Source organism: Methanomassiliicoccales archaeon (genome assembly GCA_013415695.1).
Lineage (GTDB): Archaea > Thermoplasmatota > Thermoplasmata > Methanomassiliicoccales > JAAEEP01 > JAAEEP01.
The window spans coordinates 48,073-65,700 of record JAAEEP010000014.1 but is presented as its reverse complement, the minus strand read 5'-3'; the positions used below and the strand labels follow the sequence as shown (position 1 = coordinate 65,700).

Annotated in this window: 12 protein-coding genes and 1 tRNA gene; 6 read left to right on the top strand and 7 right to left on the bottom strand. The window is 49.9% G+C overall.

The genetic code is table 11. The annotated features are described in order from the left end of the window. The first annotated feature begins 68 nt into the window (after window positions 1–68). Window positions 69–4,397, top strand: coding sequence for a hypothetical protein (locus tag GKC03_07925; GenBank protein NYT12455.1), 4,329 nt, complete (start codon window positions 69–71; stop codon window positions 4,395–4,397). Between the two features lie 163 nt (window positions 4,398–4,560). Here GKC03_07925 and GKC03_07920 read toward each other — a convergent pair whose 3' ends face one another. The 5 genes from GKC03_07920 to GKC03_07900 form a co-directional block, all read right to left on the bottom strand. Next, complete coding sequence (locus GKC03_07920) at window positions 4,561–6,267, bottom strand: type II/IV secretion system ATPase subunit (GenBank protein ID NYT12454.1); 1,707 nt, start codon at window positions 6,265–6,267, stop codon at window positions 4,561–4,563. 10 nt (window positions 6,268–6,277) lie between these two features. Beyond that, window positions 6,278–7,180 (bottom strand): type II secretion system F family protein, encoded by a 903-nt coding sequence (locus GKC03_07915; protein ID NYT12453.1) that lies wholly within the window; start codon window positions 7,178–7,180, stop codon window positions 6,278–6,280. Window positions 7,181–7,192: 12 nt separating this feature from the next. Beyond that, window positions 7,193–8,146: a type II secretion protein F gene (locus tag GKC03_07910; GenBank protein ID NYT12452.1), complete on the bottom strand. Its 954-nt coding sequence runs from the start codon at window positions 8,144–8,146 to the stop codon at window positions 7,193–7,195. A 76-nt stretch (window positions 8,147–8,222) separates the two neighbouring features. Further along, entirely contained in the window at window positions 8,223–9,995 is a 1,773-nt protein-coding gene (locus tag GKC03_07905) for a type II/IV secretion system ATPase subunit (protein NYT12451.1), read from the bottom strand. A gap of 14 nt (window positions 9,996–10,009) precedes the next feature. Then, window positions 10,010–10,849, bottom strand: a complete 840-nt coding sequence (locus tag GKC03_07900; GenBank protein NYT12450.1) for a hypothetical protein — start codon at window positions 10,847–10,849, stop codon at window positions 10,010–10,012. Window positions 10,850–11,280: 431 nt separating this feature from the next. Here GKC03_07900 and GKC03_07895 point away from each other — a divergent pair. Then, window positions 11,281–11,377: transfer RNA gene (locus GKC03_07895), tRNA-Phe, on the top strand. A gap of 80 nt (window positions 11,378–11,457) precedes the next feature. Beyond that, window positions 11,458–11,883, top strand: coding sequence for a hypothetical protein (locus GKC03_07890; protein ID NYT12449.1), 426 nt, complete (start codon window positions 11,458–11,460; stop codon window positions 11,881–11,883). Here GKC03_07890 and GKC03_07885 read toward each other — a convergent pair whose 3' ends face one another. Next, window positions 11,884–13,689: a recombinase RecA gene (locus GKC03_07885; GenBank protein ID NYT12448.1), complete on the bottom strand. Its 1,806-nt coding sequence runs from the start codon at window positions 13,687–13,689 to the stop codon at window positions 11,884–11,886. It abuts the gene before it with no gap. 484 nt (window positions 13,690–14,173) lie between these two features. Between GKC03_07885 and GKC03_07880 the strand changes: the two genes are divergently transcribed. Together GKC03_07880 and GKC03_07875 are read left to right on the top strand one after the other, a co-directional pair. Further along, a complete protein-coding gene (locus tag GKC03_07880; GenBank protein NYT12447.1) occupies window positions 14,174–15,232 on the top strand; it encodes a deoxyhypusine synthase in 1,059 nt (352 codons plus the stop codon). A gap of 39 nt (window positions 15,233–15,271) precedes the next feature. Continuing rightward, window positions 15,272–15,826 (top strand): DUF531 domain-containing protein, encoded by a 555-nt coding sequence (locus GKC03_07875; protein NYT12446.1) that lies wholly within the window; start codon window positions 15,272–15,274, stop codon window positions 15,824–15,826. Between the two features lie 4 nt (window positions 15,827–15,830). Here GKC03_07875 and GKC03_07870 read toward each other — a convergent pair whose 3' ends face one another. Further along, on the bottom strand, window positions 15,831–16,856 hold the full coding sequence (locus tag GKC03_07870) for a phosphoribosylformylglycinamidine cyclo-ligase (protein NYT12445.1): 1,026 nt from the start codon (window positions 16,854–16,856) through the stop codon (window positions 15,831–15,833). A 95-nt stretch (window positions 16,857–16,951) separates the two neighbouring features. Between GKC03_07870 and GKC03_07865 the strand changes: the two genes are divergently transcribed. After that, window positions 16,952–17,593, top strand: coding sequence for an RlmE family RNA methyltransferase (locus GKC03_07865; GenBank protein ID NYT12444.1), 642 nt, complete (start codon window positions 16,952–16,954; stop codon window positions 17,591–17,593). Window positions 17,594–17,628: the final 35 nt, after the last annotated feature.

Genomic DNA, 17,628 nt, shown 5'->3' with positions numbered 1-17,628 from the left:
CGGTTTACATCTACAGATGGTTGAACCTTACTGCTTTTGACTCCCAGAATCTACCAGTTGGTGGAGCGGTGGTTAATGCCACTCTACTCCCTGCTGGTGTGCCTGCTAACTACTACACTCCCGATGGAGTTCAGGATGCCCCTCCAGATTGTATACTGGAATATCTAGGTAAGGATACCACATCATTCAAGGAGACAGGACCTGCAGGGATTGCGTATTTACCACTCCTCATTGAGATGGTGAATGAGGCATCTATGCCAAACTCCTTCATTATTGGAAGTTACGATCTCAACATCACCTATACGAATGCTACTGATGTAAGCTTCTATGCATCTGGCCAACCCATATTCAGTGTCTATCCTGCCATGGATGAGGCTGATGCGGAAGATGCAGTTACAGTAGTATTATCTGACCTGATGTTGGATAAACCAGATCTGGTGGTCTCTTCGATCGAGTTGGACACCGAACCCATATATGACGACGATGATGTCCAAATCAGCATTACCATCAACAACACCGGGCTCACTGCGGCCACCAATTTCACCGTGGTTCTCACTGACTTCCACTCTGATGCCACAATAGAGATATTCAATACCACGATAGGAACCCTCGAAGGAGGCGATTCCGTTGTGGTGGTGGCAGATTGGTCGAGTCCAGAAGCTGGAACTCACATTCTAACAGCCACGGCCGACCCAGATCACAATGTGATAGAGGCACGGGAGGACAACAACGAACTTTCCCATCAGGTTGTCGTATTGGCTCAACTACCTGATCTCTCAGTCACCACGGACGGGATTAGCTTCACACCTCAACCCGCCTACACCGACACCGAGGTCATCCTTCGGGCCGTCATCAGTAATGTCCATGGAAGAGCCAGCGCCATCAATACGAGTGTGGAGTTCTATGCCGGTAATCCCGATTCTGGCGGCACGAAGATAGGAACAGCCAGCGTTAATGTTCCTGTTGGCGGGTCAAACTCGACCCAAGTCATATGGATCCCCTCGCAGATAGGGGTCTTCCCCATCTATGTGGTGGTCAATGGTGATCGGGCCATCGAGGAGTACAGCTACGACAACAACACAGCCTTCAGAAACATAACGGTTGATCTTTCGGTCGGTCCACAGGACATCGTACTTGGTGATGACGACACCCTAACCTTGAGCAGAATAACATTCAATCAGGTTGGGAACATCATCGTAATGGACAACGCAGAGCTGATTCTGGATGAGGCCGTTTTGAATGTTGTTCAGGAGTTCGATAACCAGTTCCAGGTGCTTCTGGAAGACTCAGGTATACTCACAATGATCAACTCCACCCTGACATCGAATCACAAACTCAGGGTATATCTCTTCGACGATTCCTCAATCATCGTGGATCCGTCTGAGATCGGTAGCCAGATAACCTTGGAAATGAATAACAACTCCTCTCTAATCGTGACCGATTCGATAGTGAACGCGGACATCGTGGCAACACCGACTTCAAACGCCATGATCCTCGCAGTTAATTCGACATTCACAAGAGTCTGGTCTGGATTCGGAGGCAGTTCAGTCGCTTATCTCACAAGTATCAACGCCCCAGCACTTGTTGCGAAAGAGGATGCAGTCATCATTCACTATCGCTGGCTTGAGATCTTGGTACTTGATGGTACTGGAGCCCCACTTGCCGGTGCTTATGTCGAGGCAGATTACTACTACAATGGAACATACTATTCATACGGAGTATCTGGTGAGGATGGTCTCTACCTATTCCAGTGCTTATGCGACCGCATAACATCTGATGGATTCCAGTTCTATGGCACTTACAGGATCAATGCAACGTACTGGTATGATGGCGAGAGATATGATAGTGAGATCGACACCCCGGTCTCATTTGATCCCTACAGTCCACCAGTTTACAGGGACGATCTTGAGGCGGACATTCAGATAAGCAGCGCTCTACCAGATCTCGATCCGCCTTTCCATGTCTCAGACCTGAATCCAGCCAGAAGAGAGGCAGTGGCCCTGCAGGCCAATGTCAGCAATATCGGGGTTGTTCCCGCGAACTCAGTGCTGGTCAGGTTCAAAGATAACGATGCCATCATCGAAGACGTCGTGGTCACGAGGATAAACCCTGGAGAGACCGCATACGTCAACGTTACATGGATCGCGGCCTATCCTCTCGGTTGGCACAACCTATCAGTGGTTGTGGATCCGTATGGCAACATTCCAGAGATCAATAAGACCAACAACATGAACTACACCTGGGTCGATGTCCGGGGCATACCAGATCTGATAATCGAGGCAGGCGACATATCGTTTAACCCTCCCTCACCTACCACCAATACAAGCGCGGTAATCACGGTGAGGGTAGCAAATGATGGCGATGTTTCCGCTACGAACGTGAATGTGAGCGTCTATGATACCCCCCCAACGGGGACACCAACATTTGTGGGATATGCTATCATCCCAGAGATATTCCCCAACGCAACGACTCAGACAACCATTACATGGACGCCCAATATTCCAGGCAACCACACCATCACGGTAATCGTGGATGAGGATGGGCTCATTGAGGAGGCCAGAGATGACAACAACGAGGTGATAATTGAAGTCCTCGTTAAGGACTATGCTGATCTGGTTCCAATCGATGTGGAATTCTCTCCTGCCGGTCAAGTCGAAGTCGGACACATGCTCGAGATCGAGGTCGATGTCAGGAATGATGGCGAGAGCACGGCAAACAATGTCGTTGTCAGATTCTGGGTAGGTGACCCAGCCACGGGAGAGATCATTGATGAGGTGATCATTCCGCAGATCATGTCGTCAGAGACAGAGGCGGCGATAGGTGTTTGGCAGGCAAATACCTCCAATTACCAGAAGATGGAGACTCGGACCATATTCATACAGGTCAATCCAGACCACACAATAATGGAGACCAATTATTCGAACGACAACACATCAGCCACAATCAACGTGATCGACTACAGGCCAGATCTCTCATTCACCGAACCTGTTCGGGTACTTGGCAACGGACAAGCAGTTGATAACGCCTCTGTGGGCGACATCGTGAACATCGTGACCACTGTCAAGAACGACGGCCTTAACTCCGTTCTCGGCGTCGAGGTATGGCTGTATGCAATCGACAACGATTCCTACATCGTGGACATTGCGAGAGTTTCATTGGACATCTCGGCCGAGGGTACAGCCTTCGTCAACGAGACATGGGTAATCAATGCTACTGTGGGTTACAACAACATTGCAGCATGGGTCAATTTCGACAAGTCTATCGAGGAGAGGCGCTACGATAACGACAACATCAGTACTGGATTCAATGTGACGCCGCCCCAACCGCTCATCGTCATCGATCTGGGAGGCATCACCAACTACAAGCCAGACACCAATGTCTTCGTGAGGGGAACGATCACCAATGAGATTAGCGATCAGCCACTGCCAGGACTTACGGTGACCACGAGCCTCACCGATGTCCTTGGAAACCAGATTGGAGACGCTAGTACGACATCAACCACCAGCACAGGGTACTTTGAGACGCTCGTCTACATCCCTCCGGGGCTTGAGAGGGGCGACTACATGATCAAGGTCGAGGTCGAGATCAGCGGAGCTGCGTATTTCAATACCCAGCAGATCTACGTCGAGCCGATATTCGAGGAGTCTTCCATTCCTTGGTGGGTGTGGTTGATCATCATCGTTGTCGTCGCAGCGGTCATCATCGGTTTCTCCCTGTACCTCTACAAGTATGGTCTGGGCAAGATGGTGGAATGCGGAGAGTGTGGGTCCCTAATACCAGAGAACTCTAAGAAATGCCCCAAGTGCGGGGTATTGTTCGAGACAGGAACCGCAAAATGCAGCGAATGTGGTGCGTGGATACCAGCGAGTGCGAACGTCTGTCCAGAGTGCGGAGCCAAGTTCATAGGTGAAGCCATTGGTGAGGAAGAGGATGAGTACATCAAGAAAATGCGCGAACAGTACGACTCCATGCTCGATGACGAGAGGAGTCGGGCCAAGGAGGAGATTGGCAAGAAGTACTCCGAGGCAAAGTTCATTGCATGGTGGAAGAAGCAACCCAACTATGTCTCCTTTGAGAGCTGGCTCAGCGAGGAGGAGGAGAAGAGAAAGAGCGGAGCCTTCCCATGCCCAGTATGCAGTACTCTGAATCCAAGGGGTTCGTCAATATGCCACAAGTGCGGCACCCTCTTCGAGACCAAGGTCGCCGAGAAGGAAGAGCCCAAGAAGAGGCCACTTAGGAGAATTGTCAGGAGACCCGCAGGTAAGTCCAAGGCCGACCAAGCTGAAGAAGGCGAGATAGGTGAGGAAACGGAATCCTCCGAAGAGGGATCCGAAACGCCCACGGGATCTACTGATGAATCCTCAGAGTCAACTTCCGATGATTCAAAGGAGGCCTAAGCGAAGGCGATTGATACAGATCCGCTGAGCCGTAACAAACCCCTTAACCCCCTTTCTCTTTTTCACATTCTTATTATAGAGTAAGTGATCTTCAAATATATCCAGACGTGAATGAGAATCTAATCTGACTCAATCTGAGGTCAACGGAATATGGGTAAACGGATCAAGCCTGTCTATCTTCTATGTCCTCAAGCGTATTCGTTACCTCTTCCATAATTCTCTTTGGATCCCTGTAGTAAGCCGAGACAATCTTTGCGACCTGACGGTAGTTGTCCACTCCAGTGAGCTTCATGTAGTCAAGAATGTCCACACGCCTTTTGATCTCTCTCTCCATCTCACGGGGAGACCAGTTCCTTATTGTCCTGACTTTCTCGTAAACATACGAGTGTCCACTGAAATTGAAAGTGTCATCAGCCGGGTTCCAGGAGTAAACGGAATTGGTGATCAATTCGCTCGTCTCAGGGTCCATTCCTACTATCTCGGTTAGAGATTTCACCCTCCTGGTCATCTTTGTACCGACCTTCACCTGTGCCTGGAGAAGGACTATGTCAAGGGCCGTCATTAGAGCCCGGGGGAGGTTGATGGGGTCATTCTCCATCCTGTGGACCATGGCCTGAACATCTTCCGCATGGAATGTGGAATATGCGGTCTTTCCGGTGGCCATTGCCTGGAAGACAACATATGCTTCCTTTCCTCTTACCTCTCCCACCATCAGGTATTGAGGTCTCTGTCTCATGGAAGCTGTCAGAAGATCGAACATGTCTATGGATCCTCCACCGCTTCCAGAGGCTTTACCTCCAAAACCTTCCCTGGTGAGACCAGGTATCCAGTTCTCGTGTGGGAGGTTAAGTTCCCTTGTATCCTCAATTGAAACGATCTTCATCTGGGGTGGAATAAACAGCAACACGGCGTTCAGGGTTGTGGTCTTTCCGCTCGCCGTTCCTCCACAGACCAGCATGGAACTTCCATATTCAGTCGCAGTCCATAGGTATGCCATCATGTCAGTGCTCATTGTCTTGAACTTCAAGAGATCGACTGGTGTGAAAGGGTTCTCCTTGAATCGCCTGATGGTGAAGGAAGAGCCTCTCTTTGTTACGTGCTTACCAAGGGTTGCGTTAAGTCTCGAACCATCTGGTGTGGTGGCGTCCAGTAGAGGGTCTGCAACAGATATGTGCTTACCACTCTTCTGTGCTAGCCAGACGACAAAGGAATCAAGCTCCTCCTCTTTCTCGAATATGATGTTGGATCGAATTGATCCGTACTTGCGATGGAAAATGTACAGAGGTATGTTAACCCCATCACAGGATGCATCCTCCACGTTTGGGTCTATCATCATCACATCGATGACCCCAAATCCAATGAAGTCCCTTTTCAGGTAGTAAAGGATCCTCTCCCTCGATAGTGGGTGTAGGGTGACACCGAAGTCCTTGAGGAGCAGATCCATTGCCGATGCGAGAAGCTTTTCCTTCTCCTCCAGGGTCTTCTTCTCGACCAAATTCAAGGTCATAACCAGAGCGCTCTTAAGGATCTCCAGTAGGTTCTGCTCATCAACTGCCAGACTGGGCTCGATGACCTCGTAAAGATAATCACCGTCCTTGTTGTCGTACTTGATCCTCACGTAGGAATATGGGTCTGTGACGGCACTCATCTCAACTTCATCTATGTTTGGATCAGATATCTTTGGAACGTCCGTGACATTGTCTATACTAAGCGCCTCTAGACCAGAAGGTATCCTGACCTTCATCGGTTTATTACGGATCTTGAGCAGCAACGAGAGGTACTTTCCTGTGAAGCCAGCTTTGACTTTGCGTCCCTCTTCCTCTTCTTCGTCAAGGATCTCCTCGGATGTCTGCTCTACGGCTTCGACCATTTGTATCACCTCACAATAAACTCGTACCGATCAGCCCAATTAACAACATGATGAAACTATGCCTCATTCCATTACTGATCCTTCCATCCTGGAGAACACCCGCGAGGATGCCATCTCCAAAACCGTGTATTACCACAGCAGCTATGAAAATGAACTGAACCTGGGGTATAATATCCGTCTGAATGGTGGTGGGCATGTTGTCAACATTCATTCCTTCAGCTCCCTCGGCGACCTGGGAGCCCGCCTCCACCATCCTAGGCAAGAAAGTGGAGTTCAGGATGATTATGGTAGCGATGAAAACGAAGAACGCAATGTAAGTCACCACCATGTATGTGGACATGGCGATCTTCCTCTCCTCTTGGTTGAGCATGGTCTCCCTTGCATCATGGGCCACCATGGTGAGTACATCAGCGACATTCCCTCCGGCGTCGTTGGCCTTTATGATGATGGACATCATTCGATTTACAAGGGGAGTGTTCACACGCATAGTGAAGAGCCTCATAGCTTCAGCAGCCGGAACTCCCCAGTCGATCTGGGCAGCCATCCTGCGGATTTCTGGGGTCAGCTTTCCGTATCGCCCTCCGGATGCAACGACGACCGCTTCCGCTAGGGTCATTCCAAACCTACCCGCCTCCGCGACGTCCCTCAGGAAGTCGGGCAGCCGCATCTCAATCTCCTTTATCCTCTTGTGCTTCATTGACACGTAGAATCCGTAGGGACCACAGATCACCATCAGACCCAAGGCTGCAAATTGAATCCAGTCAATGGGGGTCTCTATACCCCCGATTGCATCGAGGGCGCCGATCACGAACAATATGATCGCGCCGATCACGCTGATGATGAGGATTGTATTGGCGTGATCCTTATTGGCAACCTTTAGCTGGTTTATATCTATGATATCCTTATCCGCCATTTCCAAACCTCCCTACATCTGTGACTCCTTCGTCATATTCCAAATAAAGAAGATGAAACCGAATTGTGAGATGGGAATCATCAGGAACACTACCAGGTACAGTAGAGTCACCGTCATTTCCCCGCTTGCCCCTCCACTTGGCACTATTGCCATGATGGCCATGATTACCACCAGGAATAGCGGAAATGCCACCACTACGGTCACGAAGGACTCCGCCATCAGCCCCAGGGTCTCCAGCTGGGACCTCATTTCAAGCTTATACTCCTTCTCGAACTGTTCTGCCTTCTGGAGGAAATAGGGCTTCAGCTGACCTCCTGAGGTGGAGGTGGTGACAACCCCCTGCAGGAACTCCTGGAACTTTGTCGAAGGAGTCCTCTGCGCCGCTTTGCTAATTGCAGTTAGAATGTCGGTGCCCAGGAGCTCGGTGTCGCGGGTAATCCACTCGGCCTCATTCCGGATCTCCCCGTAAATATCCTGTCTCGACAGCTCCTTGAATATCACATCAACGTTGACATCAGCCGAGGCCATTGCCGAGATGAAGCTCATGGCTGGACCTATCCTCTTGTCGATGTCCCTGCCCCTCGACTTCGCTTTGGATGATGGCGATCCCATCAGAATAGCATATGTCACAACCGGTGGGATTGCGATGAGCATTATTGTCAGTATGAGAACGAGGCTGGCATCTACTCCTATGAACCCCCAGATAATTCCTCCGGCCACAGCCGAAATGATGGCCATGACGATCAATACAAGGATGGCGCTCATCCAGGCGTACGCCTGGTACTCCTCGGGCCTCATCCTGATATGCGCTTCAAGCAATGACTGCTCGAGCTTAGGACTGGGCTTGGTCCTCATTCGTACAAATCCGCCAAGAATCCTCCAGCAGAACTCTTGGTACTTCGTCAGCTTGATGTAAGTTGGTGTCGCGCCAACGGGAAGGCGAATCTGGTGAGGGCCGTAGTCCATTCTCTTATCTTCCGTTCTCTTTGTCTTCAGGTACTCCGTCTTCGTGGATTCCATCCTGGCAAATATGTCGGAAATCTCAGGCGACAATGTCCAACCCTCCTTCTCTCATCTCTTCCCTAATCCTTGCCAGTGTCTTTTCTGGATTCTTATAATAATTGTTGATCAGGGACCATAACTCCCGATGATCGTTGATATCTTTGAATACCATGTAGCGGATTATGTCAACCCTTCTCTCGAACTCCGTCGACATCTCCTCATGGGTGAGGCTCTTCATCTCCATTATCTTGTCGAACAGGAAGCTGTGACCCTTAAAGATGAATTTGTCAGTGGCCTGATCCCACTCATATACTGTGTTGCTGATCAGCTCGTTCGTTTCAGGTTCAAAACCCACGATTTCAATCACCTGCTTGATACGCCTAACCAGATCCGTTCCAACCCTTGCATGGCTCTGGATTACCACATTTCTCAATGCGGTTAGGAGGATCCTTGGGCAGTTGATCGGTGGATTCTCAAGCCTGTTGACCATGGACTTGACTGAATCGGCGTGCATGGTAGAATATGTAGTGTGCCCAGTCGCCATCGCCTGGAACATGATGTAGGTCTCACGTCCCCTCACCTCACCGACGATGATGTAATTAGGTCTCTGCCTCAGTGATGCACGGACCAGATCGTACATGTCTATTTCGCCCGGATGTTTACCATCTGGACCCTTTTCCCCGGTCCCAGTTCTGGTGGTTCCAGGTATCCAGTTCTCGTGCGGGAGATTTATCTCCCTAGTGTCCTCCATGGTGACTACCTTGGCACCAGGAGGGATGAATAGGGCGACTGAATTGAGTGTAGATGTCTTGCCGCTCGCCGTACCGCCCGCAATTATCATTGATTCTCCATGCTCTACCCCGAGCCAGAAATATGCCATCATCTCTGGGCTCGCCGTCCCCGAGGATACAAGATCCACTGGTGTGAATGGTTTTTCCTTGAAGCGCCTGATGGTGAAGGTGGAGCCCCTAGTAGTGATCTCTCGAGCATAGGTGGCCTGGATCCTGTGACCCTCGGGTGTCGTCCCGTCAAGTATTGGATTGGAAACCGAAATCTGCTTTCCACATCTTTGGCCAAGGGCGACGACATATGAGTTGAGGGCATCTTCCTTGTTGAATATGAGGGAGGTCTTGACACTCTCGTATTTCCTGTGGAATATGAATAGCGGGACCTCCACACCGTCGCAGGAAATGTCCTCCACCCATTCATCCTTGATGAAGACATCTATAGATCCATATCCGACAAAATCCCGTATGATATAATATTCGATCTTCTTCTTGGTGATAGGATCAACTTTAGTACCCCTGCTGGAGATGTAACTTTCAACACTCTCTGTCAAGTACTCTTCCTTATCGAATTCCGAGAGTTTATCCCACTCATAACCCAGTGTACGATGCAATGTGTCCTTGATGAGTTTTAAGAGCTTATCCTCCTTCTCAGAGAGTCTGGGTTCAATCGGTTCCACAAGATACTCGTTGTTCCTGTTATTGAACATGACGCGGATGTATGAGTAGGGTTCAGATACCTGATAGACATCAATCGTCTCGATCTCAGGGTCATCTATCTGAGGAATCTCGGTGATGACCGATCCACGGCCTTTGGACCATTCAATTCTCTGGGCCAGTTCGCCAATAGGAAGCCTTACTCGTGAAGCCTTGTTGTGAGAAACCCTTCTGAGGAATTTGAGATATGAGTCTCTGACCCTATCTTTGAAGGTCGTTTTACCTGAGAAGTACTCGAAGTCCTCTCCGCTATCCTCGAAAGGTTCTGTCCCCCTGGTTTCCCCAGGGCCTATTGATTCCACTTCCTCCATATTCACACCGTTCCTCAGGTCTGAATGGTGGCCGTCACATACGCACGATTATAGGTCAGTGAACCACAATCCAGTATGGTGAATTCGATACTGTGTATCTCGTCGGTCACTTGCACATCCGTCAGTGTGTAGTTACCGGAGACACCCTCTACCAACCCCGCATTGGAGCATATTCCGGTGAAGTAACTCATCCACGATGAGTTGTAAAGCGTAGTTATTGTAACTCGAACCTCGCCTGCTATCGAAGTATAATACTGTGAATCAAGATAGTCCAGCTGGATGGTCACTCCCACGGATCCTGTTCCCGAAACCGAGGAGTTCAAGCCTATGAAATCGATTTGCGTTAGGCTGAGATTGACCTGACCCGCACTCATTTTTTGGACATTGATGCTAGGGTACGCCCTAATAGATTGGCCATCTACTTGTCTTACAAATATTGCCCCGTTCTCGTACGCTACCCACTGCTGGACATAGTATCTATTGGGGGCGTAAAGCTCCATCTTTCCTCCACCAGAGTTATTGACTTCTACGGTCCCTGTTCCGGGGTCATAGCTGAAGTCTACATCGATTCCTGTTTCATTCGATGTACCGCTAGGCGCGTAACTCATTTGACCGATAGTCGGTGAGGCAAACACGGGCACACCGTCAGCTCCCAGGGTGAATGGGGTGTACATGGTAATGGAACTTGATCCAGTGGTCTGGTGATTAACTATCAACGCATCTATCCTGGACTTGAATTCACCGAACTCATTCATCACTTCGTTCATATGCCCCCGCTCGTTATCGAGCATCCAAATTGGGATATATGTGTTGGTGAAAAGACCAAGGAATGCTAGGAACACCAGGAGAGCCATGATTGTACCGACAGTTGAGGCTACTCCTTCGCGATCCCGCTTGAGGAATCTTCGCCTCTTAGATTTCGGTATTTTGCTACGAATTGAAGAGCTCAACATCAATACACCTAGCCAGGCATCCGATTCTGGGATTCTAGCTATTTATGACTATTTATAACCTACTGGCTGCAGGCCAAATATTGAAAATTACTACCTGCGCAATACGACAAAGAGTCCGACTTCCTCATTTATTATCATTTAAGATATAGATTAATGCTCCTGATTGGACTTTTAATGGAATTGCGCCGCCTGATCGTTGCCTCTAGTCGATCAGTAATATTGGGTCATAAACCCTCTTTATCAGTTAGGGTCGTCGATACTTTGAGGAATTACCATTGGTCTAAATCTTCCCAAAGTTTATTACAACGATTCTCTTTTTCCCAAACCAGTAAGCCGCGGTAACTCAGTTGGGAGAGTGCAAGACTGAAGTTCTCTCCCTCGGAGAGATCCGAAATCTTGAAGTCGCTGGTTCGAGTCCGGCCCGCGGCACTTCTCTTTCTTATTATCATACTGTCGTAAAGGTCTTAAGCTTCCTAGGCCAATTGAGGTCTGCCCTTTCCGGTGATCCCATGAAAGTTACTTCATTCGAGATTTTAGCAATAGAGGCCAAGAGATTTGCCCAAGCTAGCGAGAAAACGCAGAACGTGCGTGTGGATCAGAACAGCTCCATTACAGAGATAACGAAGACTGGTGTGGACTCCGCCAACATCGTGTTCCGCCTTCTCATCAATTATGCCAACAGGGGGTACATAAAGATCGAAGGTTCAGTGATGGTCGGTGAGGGGGTCGATCCACTTATCGATGAGTGGAGCAAAACCTCGACGATGCCAGTCGAGGAGGCCAACATCGTCCACAACGTGATCGTCAGTAACTGCCTGCCAACGGCTCTTCTGGTTTCAAGGGATGTCAAGCTCCCTCCACCCTTCCCCCTTCCGAGAGTCGACATCCAGAAGAAAGGCGGAAAACCTCACCAGGGTGGTATTGAGGTTGCCTGATCACCTGATGTGATCGAGCGAGAAGGACCCTATGCTGAGGGTAGACTTGGTGGCCGTGTATCGTATATAGGAGCGAGACTGAACGTCAGTGATTCCCTTGACCGAGAAGAAGGTCTTGAGCTGATCTATCTTGAAGTCGATCATGCCATCCATAACTGAACCGATCATTTGGATTTCCTGCTCCCCGTGCATTCCTTTTTCCATTGCGAACAACGAAACAGCCTTGTCTCTCTTGCGCTTTCCACAGAACGGGCTCATGAATCTGAATGTGGAGATAGGGTCAGAATAAGCGATGAGAGTTGATAAGGACCGGAAAGCCAAACGGTAGTACTTGTGGCCGCTTTCCAAGTACTCATGGGTCTTATTCTCAACAGTGTCCATGATCTTCTTATGGTCTGTCGGATCGTCTATGAAGACCGTGTACGGGTCCTCCGTGGTCTGACCCATGCTCATCGAATAGGTATCGATGTAACTCACGAGACCAAGCCTCTCGTATTCCTCGTAACCGGAGATGATGAATTTCATTTCCTCTCTGATGTCAGAGGGGGTCTTGTCAGTGAGCACCCAGACGCAGGGAACACCTTTGGTAAGTCCTTCGGCAACGAATTGCCCCATCATGACCTCTTTTCCAGTGAATGGAGGTCCGTGAACAAGGATGTTCGAACCGAAGGGAATGCCCCCCAACAGCAGGTCATCGAACCTGTGGTTACCCGTTTTGACCTTTGCCTGTTGGATCTCGATGGCCCTTTCCTCATCACGCGCTTCGATCTCCTCGTTGATGATTTTATGCTCTCTCCTCCTCAGCTCACTTTCTTTAGAGGAAAGATATTTTTCCTTGTTGCGGATTTCTTCCTCCTTGGCTTGGATCTCCTCTTTCAGGGACTCAAGGCGCTTCTTCATCTCCACCTCTTCGAGACCCGAAGCCTCCTTTTTCGCCTCTTCGAATCTTCGCCTCTCTTCTTCCATCCGTCTCTCTCTGAATAGAAGATCCTCCTCCCTATGGCCGAACTCAGAATCCTTGAAACTCAGCAGTTCCTTTATTTTTTTCAACTCTTCATCCTTTTGGACCATCTCCGCCTTGAGATTCTTCACCTCTTCCTCAAGATGGTCCACGAACTGCTCTTTCTTCTTTATATCTTTTAATTTCGCCTCGAACTCCCTTTCAACCTCTGGACCGTTCATCTTTGCCAGCCTGAGTTCCTCTTCCCTTAAGCGGGTCTCAGATTCCTTTTCCTTGAGCTCCTTTTCCATTTGCTCGATCCTTTGGTTGAACTCAGCCTCCCTCTTACGGAACTCATCCTCCTTCTCCCTTAGTTCCTCTTGGAACCGCTCCTCCAATCCGGGTTCCTTGTTGGATAGGGTGCTCATGGACTCCTCGATACTCTTCTCTCTTTCCCTGAGATTCATTTCCAGGTCCATCAGTTCCATTTCCTTCTTTAGGACGCTGGCCTGATCATTAGGAAGTCCTTCAATCGCGATATCCATTCGCGCTCTCATTTCGGAATTCTGCTTCCGAAGCTCATTGATTTCCTCGACTAGTGCCGAGTCTGAGGCAACCGCATGAGTCAAATTCGAGCCAATATCGTCATCTAATACATGAGAGGTCTGGTCTGAAATGGCTATCGAATCTGCCACATCTCCGATCCAGGATTCAGTGGATTCGTCATCCTCAAGAAGCCAGTTCTTTAATCTCTCCATGCTGCCATGATCGGGCATTGGCTGCACAAGGGCTCCTGATTCTCCCGGCATGGGTTTGTCGGTGCTGGATCGAGGCCCGTCACCGTCTTCCTCTCGTTTATTGCTCAATCGAACTCACCCATCGGCTTCGCTCGTATTTGTCAAGCAGACCCCAGTACCTATTTTATGATTTCGCTCTGGCTCGGCTCTTGTGAATCGTTCATTATTAAGTATTATCTCATGGCATATGTTCATGAAATATCTCTGAATGTTACCATTCAAGACAATGAATGATATCAATTTTACATCCAATATGGACAAAAAGATATATACTGTCTATGCATCTAATTAGCAATCGGGCTGAGGCCAGGAGTTGCAAATGGAGAAGCGTGTCCATGTAAGGATTGATAAGCACGGAGACCTTACACTCCGCGAGGTCCTCAAGAAGATCGAAGAGATCCAAGCAGAGCATCCAGACCTCGACGTATTCTTTGATGGTGATGAGTATGCCATATGCAGCAGGCCCAGGAAGGGCGGAGCGGACTAGATGGCAAGCCCCGGATCGAACTTTTATATTCTTTGGTAAGATGTATTCTTGAAAGAGGGAATTAGTATGGGCTCTAGGGAGAACCTTCTGAATGAAAAGGTCAGATCGATCGATTTCGAATCGATAAGTACGGTAGCGGATCTTGTAGAGGCATTCAAGGACAGCTCGATTCAAAGCAGGGCACTGGCAACCTGCGCTATAGCCTATGAAAGGGCTCTATTGGATGAATCACGGCCAACTATAATCATGGGCCTGGCAGGTCCTTTGGTGGCGGGCGGTCTGAGAAAGGTGATAGCGGACATGATCCGCTATGGTATTGTTGACGCCATAGTCTCTATCGGGGCTATCCCCTATCAGGATTTCTACCAGGCAAGAGGATATAGTCACTATAAGTGCTCTCCAAATATTGACGATCTCCTTCTTCGAGATCACTTTATCGATCGCATATATGATACTCTCGTTGATGAGGAGAAGTTCAGGGAGACCGATGCCTTCATTGGGGACATCGCCGAGACTCTGGAACCCAGAACATATTCTAGTCGGGAATTCATGAAAATTCTTGGATCCACCATTGATGATGAGAATTCTATCCTGCACAACGCATACAAATATGGCGTCCCTATATTCGTTCCAGCCTTGAACGATTCCTCCATCGGTATAGGTCTAACGGGCGCTCATGTTCGGAATCGAGAGAAAGGCAAAGAGTTCATGCGTCTAGACCCAATCCGAGATAATTGGGAGCTTACCCAGATCAAGCTCAAATCGGAGAAGACCGGCGTCATATACATCGGTGGTGGGGTACCTAAGAACTTCATCCAGCAGATAGAGGTCATAGCCGAGACCATGGGATACGACAAGGGGGGCCACCACTATGCTGTCCAGATAACGACTGATGTGCCGTTCTGGGGGGGTCTCTCAGGCTGCACCTTCGAGGAGGCCCAATCCTGGGGAAAAATCAACAGGGAGGCCACCAAGAGCGTTGCATATGTGGAGGCGACCATTGGCATGAGCTTGATGGTAGGGTACATCCTCAAGAAGGGAGTGTGGAAGGGAAGGGATCGACTGAGGTTCCAATGGGAGGGGGACTCCCTGGTGAATGTGAAGAAGGTACCGATTTTCGAATAGCCCGCTCACGGTTAATACTATGAGAACCTTCTAGATGCCGTGGCAAGGCTAGGTAGGGCCACAATTGGCCTTTTCAATTCATACGATCCTAACAACTTCAGGGAGGCTCACCGCAGGGCACTGGCTAGGGCCGGGGCCTTAGCACTGGCTTTGGATCAGAACCTGGCAACCTTTGGTTTTCCATTCCCAGATGGACCATCTACACCGAGGGAGCTGGCCGATTGGGTGGCCGAAACTACAACCATTGGGGATGATGGGAGATATCTCAGAGAGCTAGCCTCACAGGGGCGCTTCCAATCATTCTCCTATCCGGCCAGGGGATTCCCTCCCCAGCTTGGAGATGTGATACTGACAACCAGTAAGCCCCAGGAGAATAAGAGAGTGAGCGTGCAGCAACTGATAGACAAGCTCTCTCGAGGGGAGGGCATTTGCCTCATCTTCGGACTTGGTCCAAGGGGAGTTCCCAAGAATGTTCACGAGATAGCCAAGGCGCACCTGGACATAAGCGAGAGGGGTATGTCGCTGGAAACCTGCACAGCGATGGGAGCGGTCTCTGCAGTGATCGCCCACGGCGTGAGGCAGTCAACACGATGAAGGATCAGTATTCAAAATAAGAGATGGCCATCTGGGGGATGGCAACGCCATTTCCCTCGCAGACTCTGCCCACAATACTCGCATCATTGCCAAGAGCTTCTAGAGCAGTTCCGGAATCTGCTTCGGAGACGATAATCGCGAAGCCCATTCCCATGTTGAATGTCTGGTACATCTCTCGGTCCTCGACCGAACCCAGGTCCTGGAGGTAGCTGAATATTGGTTTTGGATCCAAAGGCTTCTCGATTTCGAAGCTCACACCACCCTTCAGGCGCAGGAAGTTGCGAAGTCCACCCCCAGTGATGTTGACCATGCCCCTCACTTGGCAGCTATCTAGAAGCTTCAATACGCTACGAACGTAGATCTCAGTAGGAACGAGCAACTCTTCGCCCACGGATCTCTCCAGAACGGATGGTTTCTCCGAGTAGTCAACATTCTCGGAGGCCATTATCTTCCTAGCAAGGGTTAGTCCGTTGGAATGGATACCCGAGCTCGGCAGACCGATGATCATATCGCCCACCTCTATGCTGTCGGAATTCACCACTTTTTCCTTGGGAACAAATCCAAGACAGGTTCCCGAGATATCCACTCCGTTCACGACTTCTGGCATGACCGCTATCTCCCCACCAACGATGTCCATGTTGGCGAGCTCCGCCCCGCGCTCAAGACCGAGTCCTATCTGCGAGGTCAACTCCTCGTCAGGGCGGTCTATAGCAATGTAATCAACGAAGGCCATCGGCTCTGCACCAACAACGATGGTGTCGTTGACGTTCATAGCTATGCAGTCGATACCCACCGTATCCCAACGGCCCATTGTCTCAGCCACGAGTAGCTTGGTCCCCACCCCGTCAGTGCAGAGGGTCAGAAGAACATCCCCGAAATCGATCATTCCGGTGAACTGCCCCTCTGCCTTGACCATGGTCCCCCGGCCTTTGCGCCTGTAAGCTAGCTGGGCTACCAGGGTGCTTATGGCCTTCGACTTGCGGTCGATATCAACTCCCGATTGGGCGTAGGTCCAACCTTTGCGGCTCATCCAGGTACCTCATGGGATAATGGACCACCGGCTGAAAAATGCTTCTGTTGCCGGAGACCAAAGGTTTATCACTTTCTCATGTGAATCGGAGTGGGATGACCAAGCGCTGGCTCCAAACAAGGAGGAGCGATTACTACTACAAGAAGGCCAAGCAGATGGATTACAGGAGCCGAGCCGCCTTCAAATTGAAGCAGATAGACAACAAGTTCCATCTGCTCAGGGAGGGATACAGGGTCGTTGATCTCGGTGCGGCCCCAGGAGGTTGGCTCCAGGTAGCCAAGGAGGCGGTTGGTCCAAGCGGAAAGGTCGTTGGCGTCGATCTCCAAACCATTCCTCCAATCGATGGGGTGGAAACCATCAGGGGCGATCTCAGGAAGGAGGAGACCGTTGGAAGGTTGCTCGCCGCTCTTGAGGGAGAGGCAGATGTGGTGCTCTCCGACATGTCACCCAACATCAGCGGCCACTACTCGACCGATCACGCTAGATCGGTCGGTCTGGTAGAAACAGCCCTAAGCATCGCCAAGGTAACCCTTCGTCCGGGTGGAAGTTTCCTGGCAAAGGTGTTCGAGGGGGATATGATCCGAGATCTCCGTCGAGTTGTCGAGTCATGTTTCAAGGAAGTCAAACTTCACTCTCCTAAGGCTTCGAGGTCCAGCAGCTCCGAGATTTACATCATAGCTCGAGGGTTTCAACCAGAAAAACTCATCTTGGACGATGAGATACCGACTCAGGGTTGATAGGTTTTTATCCACGTTTATAGATTATGATTATT